The sequence below is a fragment of the Amphibacillus xylanus NBRC 15112 genome, assembly GCF_000307165.1.
GTDB classification, from domain to species: domain Bacteria; phylum Bacillota; class Bacilli; order Bacillales; family Amphibacillaceae; genus Amphibacillus; species Amphibacillus xylanus.
On record NC_018704.1, the window covers coordinates 147,395 to 167,906 of the forward strand.

General features: G+C 35.4%; 20 protein-coding genes and 2 pseudogenes. 21 read left to right on the forward strand and 1 reads right to left on the reverse strand.

Annotation, left to right across the window (positions count from 1 at the left end; translation table 11 throughout):
* The 15 genes from rplO to rpsI all read left to right on the forward strand — a co-directional run bounded on the left by rplO (window position 1) and on the right by rpsI (window position 10,390).
* The gene (gene rplO, locus AXY_RS00785; protein ID WP_015008881.1) at window positions 1-438 is read left to right on the forward strand and encodes a 50S ribosomal protein L15; all 438 of its coding nucleotides are present in this window, start codon (window positions 1-3) and stop codon (window positions 436-438) included.
* The gene (gene secY, locus AXY_RS00790; RefSeq protein WP_015008882.1) at window positions 438-1,733 is read left to right on the forward strand and encodes a preprotein translocase subunit SecY; all 1,296 of its coding nucleotides are present in this window, start codon (window positions 438-440) and stop codon (window positions 1,731-1,733) included. Before rplO ends, secY begins: the two co-directional genes overlap by 1 nt.
* 54 nt (window positions 1,734-1,787) lie before the next feature.
* Window positions 1,788-2,438 carry an adenylate kinase gene (locus AXY_RS00795; protein WP_015008883.1) on the forward strand — a complete coding sequence of 217 codons (651 nt, stop codon included), beginning with the start codon at window positions 1,788-1,790 and terminating at the stop codon, window positions 2,436-2,438.
* Window positions 2,439-2,972: 534 nt separating this feature from the next.
* Window positions 2,973-3,191, forward strand: coding sequence for a translation initiation factor IF-1 (gene infA, locus AXY_RS00805; RefSeq protein WP_015008885.1), 219 nt, complete (start codon window positions 2,973-2,975; stop codon window positions 3,189-3,191).
* A gap of 30 nt (window positions 3,192-3,221) precedes the next feature.
* The gene (gene rpmJ, locus AXY_RS00810) at window positions 3,222-3,335 is read left to right on the forward strand and encodes a 50S ribosomal protein L36 (RefSeq protein WP_003156543.1); all 114 of its coding nucleotides are present in this window, start codon (window positions 3,222-3,224) and stop codon (window positions 3,333-3,335) included.
* Between the two features lie 24 nt (window positions 3,336-3,359).
* Window positions 3,360-3,722: a 30S ribosomal protein S13 gene (gene rpsM, locus AXY_RS00815; protein ID WP_015008886.1), complete on the forward strand. Its 363-nt coding sequence runs from the start codon at window positions 3,360-3,362 to the stop codon at window positions 3,720-3,722.
* Window positions 3,723-3,747: 25 nt separating this feature from the next.
* Entirely contained in the window at window positions 3,748-4,137 is a 390-nt protein-coding gene (rpsK, locus tag AXY_RS00820) for a 30S ribosomal protein S11 (protein WP_015008887.1), read from the forward strand.
* 226 nt (window positions 4,138-4,363) lie between these two features.
* Window positions 4,364-5,308, forward strand: a complete 945-nt coding sequence (locus tag AXY_RS00825; protein WP_015008888.1) for a DNA-directed RNA polymerase subunit alpha — start codon at window positions 4,364-4,366, stop codon at window positions 5,306-5,308.
* Window positions 5,309-5,350: 42 nt separating this feature from the next.
* Complete coding sequence (rplQ, locus tag AXY_RS00830) at window positions 5,351-5,704, forward strand: 50S ribosomal protein L17 (RefSeq protein ID WP_015008889.1); 354 nt, start codon at window positions 5,351-5,353, stop codon at window positions 5,702-5,704.
* 401 nt (window positions 5,705-6,105) lie between these two features.
* Entirely contained in the window at window positions 6,106-6,945 is an 840-nt protein-coding gene (locus AXY_RS00835) for an energy-coupling factor ABC transporter ATP-binding protein (protein WP_015008890.1), read from the forward strand.
* A complete protein-coding gene (locus AXY_RS00840; protein WP_015008891.1) occupies window positions 6,921-7,793 on the forward strand; it encodes an energy-coupling factor ABC transporter ATP-binding protein in 873 nt (290 codons plus the stop codon). The genes AXY_RS00835 and AXY_RS00840 overlap by 25 nt, the downstream gene beginning before the upstream one ends.
* Window positions 7,786-8,583: an energy-coupling factor transporter transmembrane component T family protein gene (locus AXY_RS00845; RefSeq protein WP_015008892.1), complete on the forward strand. Its 798-nt coding sequence runs from the start codon at window positions 7,786-7,788 to the stop codon at window positions 8,581-8,583. The genes AXY_RS00840 and AXY_RS00845 overlap by 8 nt, the downstream gene beginning before the upstream one ends.
* 13 nt (window positions 8,584-8,596) lie before the next feature.
* Window positions 8,597-9,343 (forward strand): tRNA pseudouridine(38-40) synthase TruA, encoded by a 747-nt coding sequence (truA, locus tag AXY_RS00850; protein ID WP_015008893.1) that lies wholly within the window; start codon window positions 8,597-8,599, stop codon window positions 9,341-9,343.
* Window positions 9,344-9,539: 196 nt separating this feature from the next.
* The gene (rplM, locus tag AXY_RS00855) at window positions 9,540-9,977 is read left to right on the forward strand and encodes a 50S ribosomal protein L13 (RefSeq protein WP_015008894.1); all 438 of its coding nucleotides are present in this window, start codon (window positions 9,540-9,542) and stop codon (window positions 9,975-9,977) included.
* Window positions 9,978-9,997: 20 nt separating this feature from the next.
* On the forward strand, window positions 9,998-10,390 hold the full coding sequence (gene rpsI / locus AXY_RS00860) for a 30S ribosomal protein S9 (RefSeq protein ID WP_015008895.1): 393 nt from the start codon (window positions 9,998-10,000) through the stop codon (window positions 10,388-10,390).
* Between the two features lie 137 nt (window positions 10,391-10,527).
* Here the strand turns inward: rpsI and AXY_RS00865 are convergent, their stop codons facing one another.
* A complete protein-coding gene (locus tag AXY_RS00865) occupies window positions 10,528-11,553 on the reverse strand; it encodes a tyrosine-type recombinase/integrase (protein ID WP_015008896.1) in 1,026 nt (341 codons plus the stop codon).
* A 163-nt stretch (window positions 11,554-11,716) separates the two neighbouring features.
* Between AXY_RS00865 and AXY_RS12445 the strand changes: the two are divergent.
* From AXY_RS12445 to AXY_RS00885, 6 genes and pseudogenes are all read left to right on the forward strand, one after another.
* A pseudogene (locus AXY_RS12445) lies at window positions 11,717-11,887 on the forward strand (ATP-binding protein); the annotation flags it as partial.
* A gap of 259 nt (window positions 11,888-12,146) precedes the next feature.
* Window positions 12,147-12,515, forward strand: a complete 369-nt coding sequence (locus tag AXY_RS00870; protein WP_015008898.1) for an ArsR/SmtB family transcription factor — start codon at window positions 12,147-12,149, stop codon at window positions 12,513-12,515.
* Window positions 12,508-14,640, forward strand: coding sequence for a heavy metal translocating P-type ATPase (locus tag AXY_RS00875; protein WP_015008899.1), 2,133 nt, complete (start codon window positions 12,508-12,510; stop codon window positions 14,638-14,640). Before AXY_RS00870 ends, AXY_RS00875 begins: the two co-directional genes overlap by 8 nt.
* A 171-nt stretch (window positions 14,641-14,811) precedes the next feature.
* A pseudogene (locus AXY_RS12450) lies at window positions 14,812-14,949 on the forward strand (JAB domain-containing protein); the annotation flags it as partial.
* Window positions 14,950-15,094: 145 nt separating this feature from the next.
* Window positions 15,095-15,841, forward strand: a complete 747-nt coding sequence (locus AXY_RS00880) for an N-6 DNA methylase (protein ID WP_015008900.1) — start codon at window positions 15,095-15,097, stop codon at window positions 15,839-15,841.
* Entirely contained in the window at window positions 15,834-20,177 is a 4,344-nt protein-coding gene (locus AXY_RS00885; RefSeq protein WP_015008901.1) for an Eco57I restriction-modification methylase domain-containing protein, read from the forward strand. The genes AXY_RS00880 and AXY_RS00885 overlap by 8 nt, the downstream gene beginning before the upstream one ends.
* Window positions 20,178-20,512: the final 335 nt, after the last annotated feature.

Here is a 20,512-nt window from a genome sequence, read left to right on the forward strand (position 1 = left end):
ATGAAACTTCATGAATTGAAACCATCACAAAAACGTAAACAACGCAATCGCGTTGGGCGCGGTATGTCTTCTGGCAATGGTAAAACATCTGGCCGCGGACATAAAGGACAAAGTGCACGTTCAGGTGGAGGAGTTAGATTAGGTTTTGAGGGTGGTCAAACACCTTTATTCCAAAGACTACCGAAACGTGGGTTTACGAATATCAACCGTAAAGAATTTGCTATTGTCAATTTATCAACATTAAACAGATTTGAAGAAGGTACAGAAGTAACACCTGAGCTTTTACTTGAAACTGGCGTTGTAAGTAAAGTAAAAGCTGGCATTAAAGTTCTTGGAAATGGTACGATTGAAAAGAAACTTACTGTAAAAGCTCACAAATTCTCTACTTCAGCTCAAGAAGCGATAGAGAAAGCGGGCGGTAAAACCGAGGTGATCTAATGTTCCAGACAATCTCCAATTTTTTTCGTGTGAAGGAAATTAGAAGTAAGATTATCTTCACACTACTTATGCTAATTGTTTTCCGGATAGGTACATTTATACCTGTTCCATTTACAGATCGAACAGCAATAAAGTTTATGAACGACCAACAGAATGTGTTTGGATTCCTTAACACATTTGGTGGTGGTGCATTGAAGAACTTCTCCATTCTAGCGATGGGAATTATGCCGTATATTACTGCTTCAATCATTATGCAGTTATTACAAATGGATATTGTTCCTAAGTTTACAGAGTGGAAGAATCAAGGTGAGATGGGTAGACGTAAGTTAGCGCAAGTAACACGCTACGCGACCATCGTGCTAGCATTCATTCAGGCTATTGCAATGGCAATCGGTTTTAATGCGATGACAGGCGGCGGATTAATCACTGACCCTAGTGCAGCAAAGTTTATTATTATTGCTATCGTATTAACAGCGGGAACTGCCTTTTTGATGTGGCTCGGTGAACAAATTACAGCACATGGAGTAGGAAATGGAATTTCAATTATTATCTTTGCAGGTATTGTAGCTGCAGTTCCTAATACAATGAACCAATTATTTGTGCAATACTTCGGAGCTCACGTAGGTGATGGGCTATTCCTAAACGTTGTTATTGTTTCATTAATTGCTTTAGTTGTTTTAGGTGTAACAGTTGGAGTTATATTCATCCAACAAGCAACCCGCAAAATTCCTATTCAATACGCTAAACGTATGGTGAATCGTTCAATGGTTGGTGGACAATCAACACACCTTCCACTGAAAGTTAATACTGCTGGTGTTATTCCAGTTATCTTCTCTGTGTCATTTATCATGGCACCACGGACTATTGCAGGTTTCTTTGATGGAAATTTCGCAAATACAATTGAAACTATTTTTGATCATACACAACCAATTGGTATGATTATCTATGTCGTTTTAATTATTGCATTTTCTTATTTCTATACATTTGTACAGTCAAACCCTGAACAAATGGCAGATAACTTAAAGAAACAAGGCGGATATATTCCGGGGATTAGACCTGGTAAGAGAACAGAAAGATATTTAACAGTTGTATTGTATCGCTTAACTTTTGTAGGTGCACTATTCTTGGCTGCAGTTGCTGTATTACCAATTTTCCTTGGTAGAGTTGCTAACTTACCACAATCAATTCAAATTGGTGGAACTAGCATACTTATCGTCGTAGGGGTTGCTCTCCAAACGATGAAACAATTAGAAAGTCAACTAGTCAAGCGTCACTATAAAGGATTTATTAAATAAACCAGTAAACCAGTTATGATTTACTGAACAATTTAAAAAGCGAGGGGAATTGCAGTGAACTTAATATTAATGGGCCTTCCAGGTGCTGGTAAAGGAACGCAAGCAGAAAAGATAATAGAAAAATACCAAATTCCTCATATTTCTACTGGAGATATGTTTAGATCAGCAATTAAAGAAGGAACAGACCTTGGAAAAAAAGCAAAGTCATTTATGGATAAAGGTGAGCTTGTTCCTGATGAAGTCACAGTCGGAATAGTTCGAGAGAGATTAGGTAAAGATGATTGTAAAAATGGCTACCTATTAGATGGATTCCCAAGAACGCTTAAACAAGCAGAGGCTTTGGAAGATCTATTAGCTGAGTTAAATGCGCCAATCGATTATGTTGTTCATATCGATGTTCCAAAGGAGAAATTACTTGATCGACTTACAGGTCGTCGTGTTTGTCCAACTTGTGGTGCTACTTATCACGTCATCTTTAACCCACCAAAGGTTGCTGAAACTTGTGACCATGATGGTGCAACACTTAATCAACGAGAAGATGATCAACCGGAAACAGTTGCTAATCGAATCGAAGTTAATCTGGAACAGACACAACCATTGTTAGATTTTTATCACGAAAAGGGTAACCTTGTTACGATAAATGGTGACCAAGATATAAATGATGTGTTTGAAGATGTAGACAAAAAGCTTCAAACGTTAAGATAAATGTTATTAGTGCATTAGATGATTTGATGTGAATAAACGTCAGTCATTGTACTAACGATATAGCACGTTTATTGTATGATGTCTAATGTAACTATCTTAACCATTTGTTGTTAATTGATTACAGTAGACTCATATGGTAAAATTAAACTTTATCATAACTTGTCATCAAATAATTAACTTTGATGGCATAAATGGGTAACAAGAGTTTAAATGAAGGTGTCATGTTTGAATGATACGGAGTCGCGTCCGATAACAAGTCAAGGTTTGATGATTTTACAAGGACGAGAAGCAATTCAGTTAGCTTTTAGCAGCCGGCAAGAAGATAAAAGCGGTGAGTTGCTTTTAGACGGAGAAAAACGGAAGTATGATCGACCAAAGAAGCAACATTTCAATCATATGATTCCATCACACTTCATTTCTCCCAAGGTTCAAATAGCCTTCTAGGAACTGGTCGCGTTACAAACGGTAAGCTACGTACGCTATATCGAGGTTTGTCTAATTAAGTGACTGATTTAAAGAAGGGAGATCAACTTGATGGTGAAAGAAGAAGCAATTGAGGTAGAAGGTACTGTTATTGACACATTACCTAATGCCATGTTTAAAGTGGAATTAGAGAATGGTCATACCGTACTCGCTCATGTTTCAGGTAAGATTCGTATGCACTTCATTCGTATTTTACCAGGAGACAAGGTGACGGTTGAACTTTCTCCATATGATTTAACTAAAGGACGTATTACGTACCGTTATAAATAATTAACTCCGATAATAGAGGAGGTATAGAAGATGAAAGTAAGACCATCTGTTAAACCAATATGCGAAAAATGTAAAGTTATTCGTCGTAAAGGGAAAGTAATGGTAATTTGCGAGAATCCAAAGCATAAACAAAAGCAAGGCTAAACAATAAGGAGGTGCACGATCTATATGGCACGTATTGCAGGAGTGGATATTCCACGTGAAAAACGCATCGTAATTTCATTAACATATATTTATGGTATTGGAAATTCAACAGCGGAAAAGATTTTAGAAAAAGCAAATGTATCTGCAGATACTCGAGTTCGTGATTTAACTGAAGATGAATTAGGCCGTATTCGTACTATCGTAAATGAGTACACAACTGAAGGTGATCTTCGTCGTGAAGTTTCTCTAAACATCAAACGATTAGTAGAAATCGGTTCATATCGTGGCTTACGTCACCGTCGTGGCTTACCAGTTCGTGGTCAAAATACTAAGAACAACGCACGCACACGTAAAGGCCGTGGCCGAGCGGTATCTAACAAGAAGTAATTAACAAAGGAGGTAAACCAATCTAATGGCTCAGAAAAGAAATACACGTAAAAAACGTGTGAAAAAGACTGTAGAATCAGGTATTGCACACATTCACTCAACATTTAACAATACAATTGTTACAATTACTGATACTCAAGGTAATGCTGTAAGCTGGAGTAGTGCAGGAGCGCTAGGTTTCAAAGGTTCAAGAAAATCTACACCTTTTGCAGCTCAAATGGCTTCTGAAACAGCAGCTAAAGCTGCACAAGATTTTGGCATGAAAACATTAGAAGTAACAGTTAAAGGTCCTGGTGCAGGTCGTGAGGCTGCAATTCGTTCACTTCAAGCAGTAGGATTAGAAGTTACTGCCATTGTTGATGCAACACCAGTTCCTCACAATGGTTGCCGCCCACCAAAACGTCGCCGTGTATAATTTTATCCGTATAGAATTTGTCAGCATGTCTATAATGGATTATGATCGTTAAAAGTAGTACGTTATACAATGTCTAGCTTTAACAGTCTCAACCAGATCGGAACTGACAGACAAAAAATATACGAATAGAAGATAGTGCAGAAACAACACTGCCTACTAAAGAAATGTTGGATAGACTATCATTAGTCTAACCTCACTTTCGACGTTCAAAGGAGGGTTTTTATAAATGATCGAAATTGAAAAGCCGAAAATTGAAACTGTACACATCAATGATGACTCTACGTTTGGAAAGTTTGTCGTAGAACCGCTTGAGCGTGGATATGGTACGACTCTTGGAAATTCCCTGCGTCGTATTCTTCTGTCCTCCTTACCAGGTGCTGCGATAACATCTGTACAGATTGACGGAGTCCTACATGAGTTTTCAACAATTGATGGTGTAGTTGAAGATGTTACAACTATTATTCTTAATCTTAAGAAACTAGCGTTAAACATTTATTCAGAAGATGTTAAAACGCTAGAAATTGATGTGCAAGGTGAAGGTGTGGTAACAGCTGCTGACATCACTTATGATAGTGACGTTGAGATTCTGAATCCAGATCTTCACATTGCAACATTAGCATCTAACGGGGCACTTCGCATGAAAATGACTGCAGAGGTTGGTCGTGGTTATCGTCCAGCTGAGCTTAATAATCATGACGATTTACCGATTGGTGTGATCCCAGTTGACTCGATTTTTACTCCAGTCTCACGTGCAACGTTCCAAGTTGAAAATACACGTGTTGGTCAAATCACTAACTTTGATAAATTAACATTAGATGTGTGGACTGACGGAAGCATTCGCCCAGAAGAAGCAGTTTCTTTAGGTGCGAAGATTCTGACAGAGCACTTAAATCTATTTGTAGGTTTAACTGATGAAGCACAACATGCTGAAATCATGATCGAAAAAGAAGAAGACCAAAAAGAAAAAGTACTAGAGATGACAATCGAAGAGTTAGATTTATCTGTACGTTCATATAACTGTTTGAAGCGCGCGGGAATTAACACCGTACAAGAGCTTACAACAAAAACAGAAGATGATATGATGAAAGTTCGTAACTTAGGACGTAAATCACTTGAAGAAGTGAAGAACAAATTAGCTGAATTAGACTTAAGCTTACGAACTGAAGATTAGTCATCTTAATCGAGACAGAATCCGAAGAAGGAGGGGTAGTCGATGGCTAGAAAATTAGGAAGAACAACTGATGCTCGACTAGCATTACTAAGAAATCTTGCGTCAGATTTAATTATTCATGAGCGCATTGAAACGACAGAAGCTAAAGCTAAAGAATTACGCTCTGTAGTTGAGAAAATGATTACATTAGGTAAACGCGGAGACCTTCATGCTCGTCGCCAAGCAGCTTCATTCTTATACAGAAAAGAAGCAAACGAAACTGAAGATGTCATTCAAAAATTATTTAATGATATCGCTACACGCTATGAAGACCGTCAAGGTGGTTACACACGTGTCTTAAAGCTTGGCCCACGCAAGGGTGATGGTGCGAAAATGGCGATCATTGAGTTAGTTTAAACTTCATATGATAAATGAAGGGCAGGATAAGGTCTCTACTAGAGATAAATCCAAGCCCTTTTTTTGTATCGTATATTTTTTATGATATCTATCCCGTTTCTGTTGAATTAATAACCTTGCAATATTTGCCTCAGTAGAAGATAATAGGGAACATGGATAGGTTCATTTTGCTTTTTTACTCGTATATCAAGGCGTTTAGAACATTCGTCTGACAGTTATTAAATATGTTAAAATATATAACAAGTATAGTTCCTTATCTCAATTTACTAGCCAAAATGTTGTACTAATGAGTATTAAGTCGATTTAAGTGGCTAATAAGGTGATTTTTTTCAAAATTGTGAATATATTTCCCGATTAATATATTTCCCGGGAAATTTTTGTCGTAATATGGGGGGATATCAGTGAGTCAAAGTGAGATTCAATTTCGAAATGTATACTTTCGGTATTCGGAAGAACAACCGTGGGTACTAGAAGATGTAAGCTTTAAGCTAAAATCGAATGAATGGCTTGCCATAATCGGTCATAATGGATCAGGTAAATCAACAATTGCAAAATTAATGAATGGATTATTATTTCCCGATAAAGGCGAGATTATTATCCACGGCATAAAGCTGACCGCTGAGACTGTTTGGGAAGTTCGGAAAAAAGTTGGTATGGTATTTCAAAATCCCGATAATCAGTTTGTTGGAACAACAGTACGCGATGATGTCGCTTTTGGTTTGGAAAACCGCGGAGTAGATCGAGATATAATGATTAAAGCAATTGATGAAAGTTTAGCTGCAGTCCGCATGTCTGATTATTATTTACATGAACCACATCGTTTATCAGGCGGGCAAAAACAACGTGTTGCGATCGCTGGTGTTCTTGCAGTTAAGCCAGATGTCATTATTTTAGATGAAGCTACCGCTATGCTTGATCCGAAGGGACGCAAAGAAATTATCCAAACAGTAAATGATCTGACACAGACTAATCAATTAAGTTTAGTGACTATTACTCATGATTTAAACGAAATTGTTGCCGCAGACCGTGTCATGGTTATGAACAAAGGTAAAGTCTGGTTAGAAACAACCCCTAGAGCTTTATTTGCAGAAGAACAGGCGTTGCAACAAATTGGTTTAGATGTGCCTTTTGTTGGGAAACTTGCTAATGCCTTAAAGAAACAAGATATACCCTTTAACGCACAACCAATAAATCAAAAGGAGTTGTTGGATGAACTATGGACATATCATTTAAGCATGTAAGCTATACGTATCAACCTAATGGCCCTTTTGAGTATAAGGCGTTAAGGGATTTGAATTTTTCGATTAAGTCAGGGTCATATGTTGCAATTATTGGTCATACTGGTTCGGGGAAATCAACGTTAATCCAACATTTGAATGGTTTGCTTAAGCCTACACAAGGTGAGGTTCAGATCGGTAACTATGTGATTAGAGCAGATCAGAAACTAGCAGATATTAAAGAGTTGCGGAGACAGGTTGGCGTTGTATTTCAATATCCCGAGCATCAATTATTTGAGGAAACAATTGAAAAGGATATTGCTTTTGGACCTGAAAATTTTGGTGTAAGCAAAGAGGAAGTTGCAAAGCGTATTCCTGAAGTGATGAATGCTGTTGGTTTATCTCAACAGTTATTAGACCGTTCACCTTTTGATTTAAGTGGTGGTCAAATGCGTCGTGTTGCGATTGCAGGTATTTTAGCGATGGAACCAAGTGTATTAGTACTTGATGAGCCAACAGCAGGTCTTGATCCAAAAGGACAACAAGAAATTATGGAAATGTTTTATGATCTTCATAAACGTAGAAATCTAACGACAATTCTTGTTACGCACAGTATGGAAGATGCATTAAAATATGCAGACCATGTGATTATCTTAGAAGCTGGTCAAATCAAAATGGAAGGCAAGCCTGAGGAGATTTTTGTTAAGAGTACTGAACTGGAACACGTTCAATTAGATACTCCTGAAATCATTCGTTTCTTACAAGACTTTAAAGAAAAGTTTGGCATTGAGATTGCGTACCATAATCAATCAGTTGATCAATTAGCAATTGAAGTTGTTAGGGCTCTTAAAGAGGTGAAACAAAATGGCTAACTCACTCATCATTGGACAATATATCCCAAGCGATTCGAAAGTACATCGTTTAGACCCGAGAACCAAGATCATCATTATATTTTCTTTTATTATTTTTGTGTTCTTCGCAAATAATTTGTTAAGCTACGCTTGGCTTACGTTATTTGCATTTGGAAGTGCGCTTTTAACTAAAATTAAGGCACGATATATTGCTAAGGGATTAACACCAGTTTGGTTTTTAATTGTATTTACATTTGCACTACATTTATTTGTGACGAAAGAAGGAGACGTTCTATTTAGTGTATTTGGTTTTCGAGTATACTCAGAGGCACTAATACAAGGTTTTTTTATTTCATTACGTTTTTTCTTACTCATTTTGGTTACGTCTTTATTAACCTTAACAACGACACCAATTGAAATTACGGATGCGATTGAATCATTACTTCATCCATTAAAGAAAGTTAAATTTCCAGTACATGAGCTTGCTTTAATGATGTCAATTTCGTTGCGATTTATCCCAACACTCATGCAAGAAACTGATAAAATTTCGAAGGCTCAAGCATCTCGTGGTGTTGACTTTAGAACAGGCCCAATTAAGGAACGAATTCAAGCTGTAGTGCCATTGTTGGTCCCTTTATTTGTTAGCGCGTTTAAGCGTGCAGAAGAGCTAGCCATGGCGATGGAGGCAAGAGGTTATCAAGGTGGCGAAGGGCGAACAAAGCTTAGGGAACTAAAAATAATGCGGATTGATTGGTATGCTTTTTTATTATTTGGAATTACATTAATAGGACTATTTGTGTTAAGGCAGTAAAGGAGAACAATAAATGCGCTATTTAGCAATTATAAGCTACGATGGGTCAAACTATTCAGGATATCAAATTCAACCGAATCAATTAACAATACAAGCTGTTATTGAAGCTGCGTTAACGAAGATGCACAAAGGGGAACCTGTGAAAATAACAGCATCTGGAAGAACCGATGCCGGTGTTCATGCCTATGGACAAGTGATTCACTTCGATAGTGAATTAGATATTCCTGAATCGAATTGGAAGAAGGCGTTGAATTCACTTTTACCAGGAGATATTGTCGTTCTCGATGTGAAACAAGTATCTGAGAATTTCCATGCTCGATTTGACGCGATTAAAAAGACATATATTTATACGATTTTAAATAGTGCCGATGCTAACCCATTTGAGATCAATTATTGCGCCCATGTTAAGGAAAGACTAAACGTTGACTTAATGAATCAAGCTTTGCAAGATTTAATAGGAGAACATGATTTTACTGCATTTTGTGCGGCAAATAGTTATGTTAAAGGTGATAAGATTCGAACAATTTATCATGCCAGTTGTCAAAGAGTAAATAATAAGGTTGTCTTTTCTGTTACGGGAAATGGTTTCCTTTACAATATGGTCCGTATTATTGTAGGTACATTAATAGAGATTGGTTTGGGCCAGCGCCCAGCAACTGATATAAAAAGGATTATTGAAAGTAAGGATCGTACACAGGCAGGTAAAACAGCTCCGCCACAGGGATTATATTTAAATGCTGTTGAGTATGATCTTAATTAGTTAAAATAAGCAATAAATACTTGATAAAACTTAGTCGAAGTGTTGACTTTGATAGTAGTTTGTTGTAAAATGATCTATGGCATTTTATTTCTATCCCACGATTAGCCCCGGAAAGTTAATTGTGTAGAAATTTAAAATATACCAATAAAAAATTAAAATTGATATGACTTTAATGTTAAATTAGGAGGTTATAAGTATGCGTACAACTTACATGGCAAATGACGCAAATGTTGAACGTAAATGGCTTGTAGTTGATGCTGAAGGTCAGACACTAGGTCGACTAGCAAGTGAAGTTGCAGCAATTCTTCGCGGTAAGCATAAACCAACGTTCACACCTCATGTGGATACTGGCGATTACGTGATTATTGTAAATGCGGATAAAATTGAATTAACTGGAAATAAATTAAATGATAAAATGTATTACCGTCACTCAGGACATCCAGGTGGACTTAAAGGACGTACAGCTGGTGAAATGCGTGAGAAATTTCCTGAAAGAATGTTAGAACTAACAATCAAAGGGATGTTACCAAAAGGCCCACTAGGTCGCAAAATGGCTAAAAAACTACATGTTTATCGTGGTGCAGAGCATAATCACCATGCTCAAAAACCTGAAGTTTACGAACTTCGCGGATAATATAAAGGAGGTAATAAATAGTGGCTCAAGTACAATATTACGGAACTGGACGCCGTAAAAAATCAACTGCTCGTGTACGTTTAGTCCCTGGTACTGGACGTATCGTTGTAAATAATCGTGATGCGGAAGAATACTTCCCATATGAAACACTTCGTACTATTATTAAACAACCATTAGTAACTACAGAAACTGAAGGTAGTTATGATGTTTTAGTTAATGTACATGGTGGAGGCTTTACAGGACAAGCTGGAGCAATCCGTCATGGAGTTGCGCGTGCGTTATTAGAAGTTGACCCAGGATACCGCCCTTCATTAAAGAGCGCTGGATTCTTAACTCGTGACGCAAGAATGAAAGAGCGTAAGAAATACGGTCTTAAAGGCGCGCGTCGTGCACCACAGTTCTCTAAACGATAAGATATTTGTTTTTTCAAACCCCGCAACCGCTTATGGTTGTGGGGTTTTGCTTTAAATTTATACATATAAAGTTCCGTCAAAATTACCACGTAGTATACACACAATATACAAGTAGTATACAAACCATACTGTGTCTTTTATTTGATTTTATCAATAGCTATGAGCAATTGTTCAATATCTTTATGAGTGTATACCTTATCAGTTATATCCTTTGCAGCATGTCCCATAATTCGTTTAATAGATAGTTTATTTGCACCAGCGTTATCCATAAGCGTTGCAAAAGTGTGTCTACAATCGTGCGGTCTGTGATCTAATTCAAGTTGCTCCATAATTTTTTTAAACCTTTCATGATAAAACGTATAATAGCTTAATTTATTGCCTTCAAAATTTGTAATGAGATATTCATTTTTAGGATCCATTCGGTTTTCTATTAACCTGTGGATTTTTTTGTGGATAGGAATAACTCTATTTGTACCTGCGTCAGTTTTGAATCCTCCTCGAAAATATCTTTTATCTAAATAAATATTTTCGTTCTTTATCTCAACTAGCTCTCCAGGGCGCAATCCCGAGTAAATCATAATTAATACCGCATCTATATTATCAAATCGATCGATATTGTCCCAAAGAAGGTTTATCTCGTCCATTGTAAATGGTTTTCTAGTACTTTTATCTTTATTTTTAGGTAATTCAACAAATCTCGAATAATATTTCTGCGCAAGATCATTTTCTAGTGCGTGTTTGTACATTTGATTGAATAACACTTTGATTTTACGTAAGGTATCATGTGACTTATTGCAATTATCTATGACACTTTGCATATGCGATTTTCTAATATCAACAAACTTCATATCATGCAGCATCTTTGAACGATTAAACGCCATTTGATAACCACTTTGATTCGATTTCAATGTTTTAGGGAATTTTTCTTTTTTAAATCTTTCATATACTTCTTTAAATGTTATCTTTCCGGCAGACAGGTCATAGGGGTTATTGTGATATTCAGCTAAAGCAAGCATTGCCTTTTGCCTTGTCTCATAATACCCAAGGTATTCAACTAACTGTTTGCCGTCATCTGTCCATCCGGTTGTAATTCTAACAGCCCAAGGCCTTCTTCTTTTGCCAGATAGCTTAAAGACTGAACCATAACCATTTGGATTTTTCATGGTTAAACACCTCCAAAAGTATTTTGTATATTGTAAGTCAAAAACAAGGGCTATTCCTTGTTTTATTTATGACAAATATAACTCCCTCTTTTCAGCAATCTGTTGTCTACTAAGAACTTTGCTTTCGTACATTTCTAATCTTCGTAATGCAAAGTCATATTCGACATTAAATAAAGGACCAAGTGAATGGGGAGAGCTATTGGGTGATACAGCGATTACCGCGGCGATTCTAGATCGAATTATCCATCGATCAGAGGTAATTCAACTTGGGGGTGACAGTTATCGATTGAAACATCGACAATCAATATTTAATGATAAAACTGTTCAAAATTAATGAGCGAAAAGTGTTCAATTTAACTTGACGGTCACATAAGGACACTAAAAAGTCGTATAAAGGCATTAGAGGACGAAAATAAACAATTAAAAGATCAAGTTCAAAATTATATGGGAAGTTGTTTTAAGCTAGATTATACTTCTTATTTGTCCGTAATTGGAAATCTAACTCTCTTTCATTCAAGTGTTCACTTGAATATGATTTGTAGAAAGGGTACAATATAATCAAGTGGGGACTTGAATGGAAATGGAGTGAGAAAATGAATAATAAAGATGCTTGTGAAATTTATTGTTATGACGAAGAAAAAGTTAATCGAATACAAAGAGAATTAGAGAAAGAAGATATTTCTAGTGTTGCCCAATTATTTAAAGCTATTGCGGAAGAAAATAGGGCGAAAATTACCTTTGCCTTGTTAAAAGGTGAAGAGTTATGTGTTTGTGATATAGCAAATATTATTGATGTCACGGTCGCAAATGCTTCCCACCACTTACGCACGCTTCATACGCAAGGAGTTGTTAAGTTTAGAAAAGAAGGAAGATTAGCGTTTTATTCGCTGGATGATGACCATGTTGAACAGTTATTTGTTAATGCATTAAAACATGAGAAAGAAGGAAAAGTAAATGTCTGATCAACAAGCAAAATTATCGGAACAAGAAATGAAAGCTTATCGAGTTCAGGGATTTACCTGTACAAGCTGTGCAAATATCTTTGAAAATAACGTAAAAAAATTACAAGGAGTTGAAGATGCTAAAGTAAACTTTGGGGCATCTAAAATCTATGTTCACGGAAGTACAACGATTGAGGAATTAGAAAAAGCAGGTGCTTTTGAAAATTTAAAGATTCGAGATGAAAAAGAACAAAAAATAGAACGTGAATCGTTTTGGAAACAGAAAGCAAATATTAAAGTTTATATCTCAGCTATATTGCTTGTTATGAGTTGGTTGTTGGGCGAGCAATATGGGGAAGGTCATATTCTTCCAACGATTGGTTTTGCAGCAGCCATCTTAATTGGTGGATATTCATTATTTATTAAAGGATTTAAAAATTTAAGCAGATTTAAGTTCGATATGAATACGCTAATGACTATTGCCATTCTAGGAGCCGCGGTGATTGGTCAATGGGGAGAAGGGGCAATGGTTGTTATCCTGTTCGCTATAAGCGAAGCGTTAGAGCGCTATTCAGTAGACAAGGCTAGGCAATCCATTGAATCGTTAATGGATATCGCTCCAAAAGAAGCACTAATTCGTCGTGAAAATAAAGAAATGCAAGTACACGTTGAAGATATTCTAGTGGGCGATATTATGATCGTAAAACCTGGCCAAAAGTTAGCGATGGACGGAACAGTTATTCAGGGTATATCGACATTAAATCAGGCCGCCATTACAGGAGAAAGTGTTCCAGTAACCAAAACTGTTGGTGATGAAGTCTTTGCAGGAACATTGAATGAGGAAGGATTACTAGAAGTAAAAGTAACAAAAAAGGTAGAAGACACCACGATATCAAAAATCATTCATTTGGTAGAAGAAGCCCAAGCAGAACGAGCACCTTCTCAAGCGTTTGTCGATAGATTTGCACAGTACTATACACCAGCTATTGTCGTCTTGGCTCTTTTAATCGCTGTTGTTCCCCCTTTACTATTTGGAGCTGATTGGAGCATGTGGGTCTATCAAGGCTTGGCTGTGTTAGTAGTTGGTTGTCCTTGTGCTCTAGTTGTTTCAACACCTGTTGCTGTAGTTACTGCAATAGGAAATGCAGCTAAAAATGGTGTTTTAATTAAAGGTGGCATCCACTTGGAAGAAGCAGGAGCTCTAAAAGCAATTGCTTTCGATAAAACTGGAACATTAACAAAAGGTGTTCCAGCCGTAACGGACATTATAACGTATAGTGGAAATGAAAATGAATTAATGACTATTACAGCAGCTATTGAAAAGGGATCACAGCATCCACTTGCTTCAGCAATTATGAGAAAAGCAGAAGAAAACAGTTTGGACTTTAATGGAGTATTGGTTGAAGATTTTCAATCTATTACAGGTAAAGGCGTAAAAGCAAAAGTAAATAATGAATTATATTATGTAGGCAGTCCAAATCTTTTTGAAGAAGTACATGGAAGCATTGAAAGGAATCAAGAACGACAGATTATTGAAATGCAGACGCAGGGAAAAACAGTCATGGTGTTAGGAACGGAACAAGAAATCCTTTCTCTTATTGCAGTGGCAGATGAAATAAGAGAAACATCAAAAGATGTCATCAGTAAATTGAACAGCATTGGAATTGAAACAGTGATGCTGACAGGTGATAACCAAAGGACAGCAGTAGAGATTGGAAAACAAGTCGGTGTTTCAGATATTAAAGCAGATTTGCTTCCAGAAGATAAATTGAATTTCATTAAAGAACTTCGTGGAAAGCATAAAAGTGTGGGAATGGTTGGAGATGGCGTGAATGATGCACCTGCTCTTGCAGCTTCCACTGTTGGTGTGGCAATGGGTGGTGTTGGAACTGATACAGCACTAGAAACAGCTGATATTGCTTTAATGTCAGATGATTTAAAACAATTACCATATACCATTAATTTAAGCCGTAAGGCTTTGACGATTATAAAACAAAATATTACCTTCTCATTGGTAATTAAATTAGTGGCATTGCTGTTAGTTATACCTGGTTGGTTAACGCTATGGATAGCGATATTTTCCGATATGGGAGCAACATTACTTGTAACACTAAACAGTTTAAGGTTATTGAAAAGGAAAGAATAACAATTTTGTTTAAAGAGGAAAGGGATAACATTTGTTATCCCTTTAAAATTTGAATAAATTTTCTTTTCATCGTTATATTTTCGATTTGATGAGTATGCGTTGAATCCATGTAGTTAAAGTAAAAGGTCTGTTTTTATAATGTTTTTTACACATTACTATTGATATAATCCAACACCATCGAAGGAAGATATTAACGTTACAAAAAGGTTAGTCGAAGCTGGGAGGTTACTAGGCATCGAAGTGCTTGATCACTTAGTAGTAAACAATAGTAACAGTTTCACTAGCCTTAAAGAAAGGGGCTATATTTAAAAGGGAGAAACAACTCCCTTTTTTTCTTCAAGTTTTTTAAGTACAATTGTATCAAACGAATTTAGCAAAGTACTTTATGATAGAATAGAACTAGATAGAAATGAATAGATAATCGAAAGTACTGACACGAAAGGAGGTACTATGTTTGAAAGAGGAAATTATTAAATCTAAGCTTCGTGTTCAAAAACATGGCGAAGTATTTACCCCTAAAAGAATAGTAAATAAAATGCTGGATATTCCGGAGGTAAAAGACGCTTGTGAAAATTTAACAGCAACGTTTTTAGAGCCGGCTGCTGGTGAAGGTGCTTTTTTAGTTGCAATACTAGAGCGAAAGTTAAACATGGTATCTGAGAAATACAATAGAAATTTATCACAATATGAAAATTATTCATTGTTCGCTCTAACAACACTTTACGGAATTGAATTATTAGAAGATAATGCTCAAACATGTGTGATGAACATGTTTCAAAAATATTATGATAAATATAAAGAACAAGTTGAACATCATAATGGAGAAATAAAGGAAAAAATATTAGATAGTGCAAAGAAAATCATTTCATTAAATATTTGTAATGGAAATTTTTTAACGAGAAAATCGGTAGATGGAAGCCCTATAGTGTTTAGTGACTGGCAAGCTATTAACATAAGAAATGCATCAAAAAATATTAAAATACAAAGAACAGAATATACATTAGATGAGATATATGAGCGTGTTAAAAAAGAAAATGGTCGAGCGATTAACAGATTAATACAAGAGCCAGTACAACTAGATTTGTTTGACTTTTTGGAAGATGAATCTGAAAAGATAAGTGAAGTTCAAAAAGAAATGCGATATATACCTGTCAAAATAATCGATGTTTATAAAGAGGAGATGGAGGAAGCCAATGGATAAGACAGTAATTAAGCCTTTTCAAGAAATTAAATATAAGGTGTACGGTTATACCTTACCTGAGGTTCCAAACCACGATGGCTATGTGAAGATAGGTGATACGACACGTGACGCTGTTACGAGAATTTTTGAACAAGTAGGTACAGCTGGTTTAAATCCTAAAATTTTATTTGAGAAACTAGCTCGTAAATCTGATGGAAAATGGTTCCGTGATAAAGATTTACATAAATTTCTTATTTTAAATGGTATAGAGAAAAAGGATTTTAATAGTCGTGCTGATGAGTGGTTCTATTTTAATGGAAATCTGGAAAAGGCTGAAGAGTTAACGAATAAGTTTATTAACCGTGATTATGATGAAATACAAATTGATGATAAACGTTCGGATTATATATTAAGAAATGAACAGCAACAAGCAGTAGAAAAAACGTATGAATATTATCAAAGTAAGCAGGAGCCCAGAGAATTTTTATGGAATGCAAAACCACGTTTTGGGAAAACATTAACAACTTATGACTTTATTAGAAACCTTAACGCAAAGAATGTTTTAATTGTAACAAATAGACCAGCAATTGCTAACTCATGGTTTGATGATTTCCAAAAATTTATTGCCTGGCAAGAGCCACAAATGAAGTTTGTATCGGAAACAGATGCACTAAATGGAAAAGCGATGACTAGAGATCAGTATCTCGAGTTTATTGATACAACTTCTCATGCTAATCCTACTCAAATTGCATTTATTTCATTGCAAGATTTAAAGGGTGCAGAATTTGCAGGAGGTATGTATAAGAAACTAGAATGGGTAGCTGGACTAAACTGGGACTTGCTCGTAATTGATGAAGCTCATGAAGGAATCGATACTAGAAGAACCGATATAGCATTTAGTCAATTAAAAAGAGACTTTACCCTGCATTTATCAGGTACTCCTTTTAAAGCCTTAGCTAAAGGTGATTTTTCCGAAGAACAAATATTTAATTGGTCTTATGTAGATGAACAAGAAGCTAAAGAAAACTGGGATTCAACGATTGGTAGCAATCCTTACGAAAGCCTACCGACTTTAAATTTGTTTACGTATCAAATGAGCAAAATGATAGAAGATGAAGTATCGGCTGGGTTAACAATAGAGGAAGAAAAAAACGTTGATTATGCATTTGATTTAAATGAATTTTTTAGAGTTAAAGAAAATGGAAGATTTGAATATGAGGAAAGTGTTGTTCGTTTTTTAGATAATCTATCTTCAGGGAAGTTTCCATTTTCCGAAAGTCAGTATCGTAATGAACTTAATCATACTTTTTGGTTACTTCCACGGGTTAATTCCGCTAAAGCACTTGAAAAATTATTAAACTCTCATCCTACATTCAAAGATTACAAAGTAGTACTTGCAGCAGGAGATGGTGTTAGTTTACATGAAGGCATAGAATCAGAAGCACTTGATTTGAAAGAGAATACAAAAAGCTATGATAAAGTTAGGAATGCTATTAGAAATTATGATAAAACAATAACACTTTCTGTAGGACAGTTAACAACTGGTGTGACAATTCCTGAGTGGACGGCGGTATTAATGTTAAATAATATTGAATCACCTAGTTTATACTTTCAAGCTGCATTTCGTTCACAAAATCCTTATGAATTTGAAAAGGATGGAAAGTTATATCGTAAAGAAAATGCATATATATTCGATTTCTCACCAGATCGAACATTAAGGCTTTATGATGAATTTGCTAACAACTTGTCTAGTGGTAGTTCAAAAACAAGCGAAGAAAGAAAGCGCAAAATAAAGAAGTTATTAAACTTCTTTCCAGTAATTGCTGAAGATGAAGATGGTACAATGCATGAAATAGATGCAAACGAAGTACTGACGATACCTACACGAATTACTTCACGAGAAGTAGTTAAAAGAGGTTTTATGAGTAACTTACTGTTCGCTAATATATCCGGTATTTTTTCAGGTGATTCACCATTTAAAGAAATTCTAGATAAAATACCACCTGAGAAAAATAAAAGATTAGAAAAACCTCGTGAGGTTTCTATTACTGATCCGCATTTAAATGATGAAGGGGAAGTAGAGATACCAAAAGAAGTAGTGTTAGGTAAATCAAAAGAACTTTTTGGAGAAAAAATTTATTCATCAATTGAAGTGGTTGATGAAGTTGTATCATCCTTCGAAAAAGCTGAGGAAAAACAAAAAGAATCCATTAAAAAACTTGCGAAAGATATAACAGCATCATTTTCAGATGGCTTTAATAACTTAAAGGATTCCTTCAAACTGAACAAAGGACAAACCGATAAGCTAAAAGAGTCAGTAAATAATTCAATTGAGGATATTATAACTGAGAAAAGTTTAACACTAAGCAATCAAGTTAAAGAAATAGAGGAAGAATATGCAAAGAAAAAGCAAGAAGCAGAAAAGAAAAATGATGAAACAGAATTAATAGCAGCGACTCGGCAATATGAAGAAGAAAAACAAAAGATTGAAGAGTCTTTCGCCGATGAAATTAATAAAGAAGTAGAAAACACAATCAACACTGTTGTCGAAGAACAAATAGAAAAGGTAGAAGAAAAGAAAAAGAAAACAACGGAAGATGATGTTCGAGATCATTTACGAGGATTTGCACGTACAATCCCTGCGTTCTTAATGGCATACGGAGATGATCAGACTAGATTAGAAAACTTTGAAAAGAATATTGATGAAGCTACCTTTGAAGATCTTACAAGTATCACAATAGAGGAGTTCAAGAAGCTTCGAGATGGTTTCGAATATGAGGATGATAAAGGCAATACAAAAGTCATTCATGGTTTATTCAATGAAGTAGTTTTTAATGCCGGTATCGGAGAGTTTTTAGATACTAAAAAGCGGTTAGCAAATTATTTTGATGATAGTTTGCAAGAGGATATTTTCGATTACATTCCTCCACAAAAAACAAATCAAATTTTTACACCAAAAAGAGTAGTAAAAAACATGGTCAATACATTAGAAGAAGAAAATCCAGGAATTTTTTCTGATAAGACGAAGAAGTTTGCTGACTTATATGTAAAAAGTGGTTTGTACATTACGGAAATCGTAAAAAAACTAAATGAAGGTTTGAAAGAACAAATTCCGAATCAGCAGGAACGCATTAAGTGGATACTTGAAAATCAAGTATATGCTTGTGCACCTAGTAATATTATTTATAACATTGTAAAAAACTTTATCTATAGTGATACGGTAAATGTGTCAACCAAAAATCTTATAGAAGTTGATACAATGAATTTAACTAGTAAGGGAAAATTAAGTACAGATATTTATAAGGCTTTTGGAGATGATAATTTGAAATTTGATGTAATTATAGGTAACCCACCTTACCAAGATGAAACAATAGGTGATAATAAAACTTATGCCCCACCAATTTATCATGATTTTTTGGAAGAGTCTTATAAACTGGCCGATAAAGTAATAATGATTCACCCTGCTCGATTTTTGTTTAATGCAGGAAGCACACCGAAATCATGGAATAAGAAAATGTTATCGGATGAACACCTCAGAGTTGTTAATTATTACGATGATAGCTCTAATGTATTTCCAAATACTGATATAAAAGGCGGAATTGCTATAACGTATAGAGACAAAGAAAAAGTCTTTGGAGCGATCGGAACTTTTACAGTTTATGAGGAATTAATTTCAATTCTAAATAAAGTAACACCTAATAGTTCTGAAACTTTAGATAGTCTCATTTCTGGACGAGGAGTTTATAAATTAGCAGAAGCGGCTCATGTGGATTATCCTGAAATTGAAGATATTCAGTCAAAGGGACATAAGAATGATATTGGTTCAGGAGCATTTAGGCTTTTAAAAGATATTATTTTTTACAAAGATAAACCTAAACACGAAGGGGAGTATGTAAAAATTTTAGGTCTTGAAAATAGTAAGCGAACATACTATTGGATGGATAAAAAGTATTTGAATGCCCCAAGCAGTTTTGAAGAGTATAAAGTGATTATGCCCCAAGCCAATGGAAATGGAACATTTGGTGAAGTGATAAGCTCGCCATTAGTTTTAGAACCAAATGTTGGTGCTACAGAAACATTTCTTTCAATTGGTGGATTTTCAACTAAATATGAAGCAGAAGCAGCTTTAAAATATATTAAAAGTAAATTTGCAAGAGCAATGTTAGGTGTGTTAAAAATAACTCAAGCCAATACGCGAGATAAGTGGTCGAAAGTTCCTGTGCAAGATTTTACCGATCAATCAGATATTGATTGGTCAAAATCAATATCTCAAATTGATAAACAGCTATATAAAAAGTATAATTTGAGTGAGAAAGAGATTCAATTCATTGAAGGTAAAGTAAAGCCAATGGAATAGGTAGTAAACAGAACATCGATTTTTGTGTATTCAACTAGCATCTAAGTGTTTTGGAGCAAATTGGTTCAAGTAATGTCAATATCAATCCCTTTTCATACATTTTTATCCATATAACAATTCCCAAAACGTTAATAAAATCATACGCATGGTTATGGCACTTCTCATTTATTTGGGAAGTGCCTTTTGCTTGTGTTAATACTTGCAATCCCTTCTGTTCTCGTGTCACTTAATGAATCTATAAATAACTTTCAACTTTTTGCAATAAGCCGATATAGTATATTACACCCTGCTTAATAACCCAAAGATCGCATAAGCAGATATTACAAGGAGAAGGA

Coding starts and splice junctions, on each gene's coding strand:
- AXY_RS00840 (WP_015008891.1), top strand. CDS start 6,921: ATGGACATATCATTTAAGCATGTAAGCTATACGTATCAACCTAATGGC.
- rpmJ (WP_003156543.1), top strand. CDS start 3,222: ATGAAAGTAAGACCATCTGTTAAACCAATATGCGAAAAATGTAAAGTT.
- rpsK (WP_015008887.1), top strand. CDS start 3,748: ATGGCTCAGAAAAGAAATACACGTAAAAAACGTGTGAAAAAGACTGTA.
- rplO (WP_015008881.1), top strand. CDS start 1: ATGAAACTTCATGAATTGAAACCATCACAAAAACGTAAACAACGCAAT.
- rplQ (WP_015008889.1), top strand. CDS start 5,351: ATGGCTAGAAAATTAGGAAGAACAACTGATGCTCGACTAGCATTACTA.
- AXY_RS00865 (WP_015008896.1), bottom strand. CDS start 11,553: ATGAAAAATCCAAATGGTTATGGTTCAGTCTTTAAGCTATCTGGCAAA.
- AXY_RS00875 (WP_015008899.1), top strand. CDS start 12,508: ATGTCTGATCAACAAGCAAAATTATCGGAACAAGAAATGAAAGCTTAT.
- AXY_RS00825 (WP_015008888.1), top strand. CDS start 4,364: ATGATCGAAATTGAAAAGCCGAAAATTGAAACTGTACACATCAATGAT.
- AXY_RS00870 (WP_015008898.1), top strand. CDS start 12,147: ATGAATAATAAAGATGCTTGTGAAATTTATTGTTATGACGAAGAAAAA.
- AXY_RS00845 (WP_015008892.1), top strand. CDS start 7,786: ATGGCTAACTCACTCATCATTGGACAATATATCCCAAGCGATTCGAAA.
- AXY_RS00885 (WP_015008901.1), top strand. CDS start 15,834: ATGGATAAGACAGTAATTAAGCCTTTTCAAGAAATTAAATATAAGGTG.
- rpsM (WP_015008886.1), top strand. CDS start 3,360: ATGGCACGTATTGCAGGAGTGGATATTCCACGTGAAAAACGCATCGTA.
- truA (WP_015008893.1), top strand. CDS start 8,597: ATGCGCTATTTAGCAATTATAAGCTACGATGGGTCAAACTATTCAGGA.
- rplM (WP_015008894.1), top strand. CDS start 9,540: ATGCGTACAACTTACATGGCAAATGACGCAAATGTTGAACGTAAATGG.
- infA (WP_015008885.1), top strand. CDS start 2,973: ATGGTGAAAGAAGAAGCAATTGAGGTAGAAGGTACTGTTATTGACACA.
- secY (WP_015008882.1), top strand. CDS start 438: ATGTTCCAGACAATCTCCAATTTTTTTCGTGTGAAGGAAATTAGAAGT.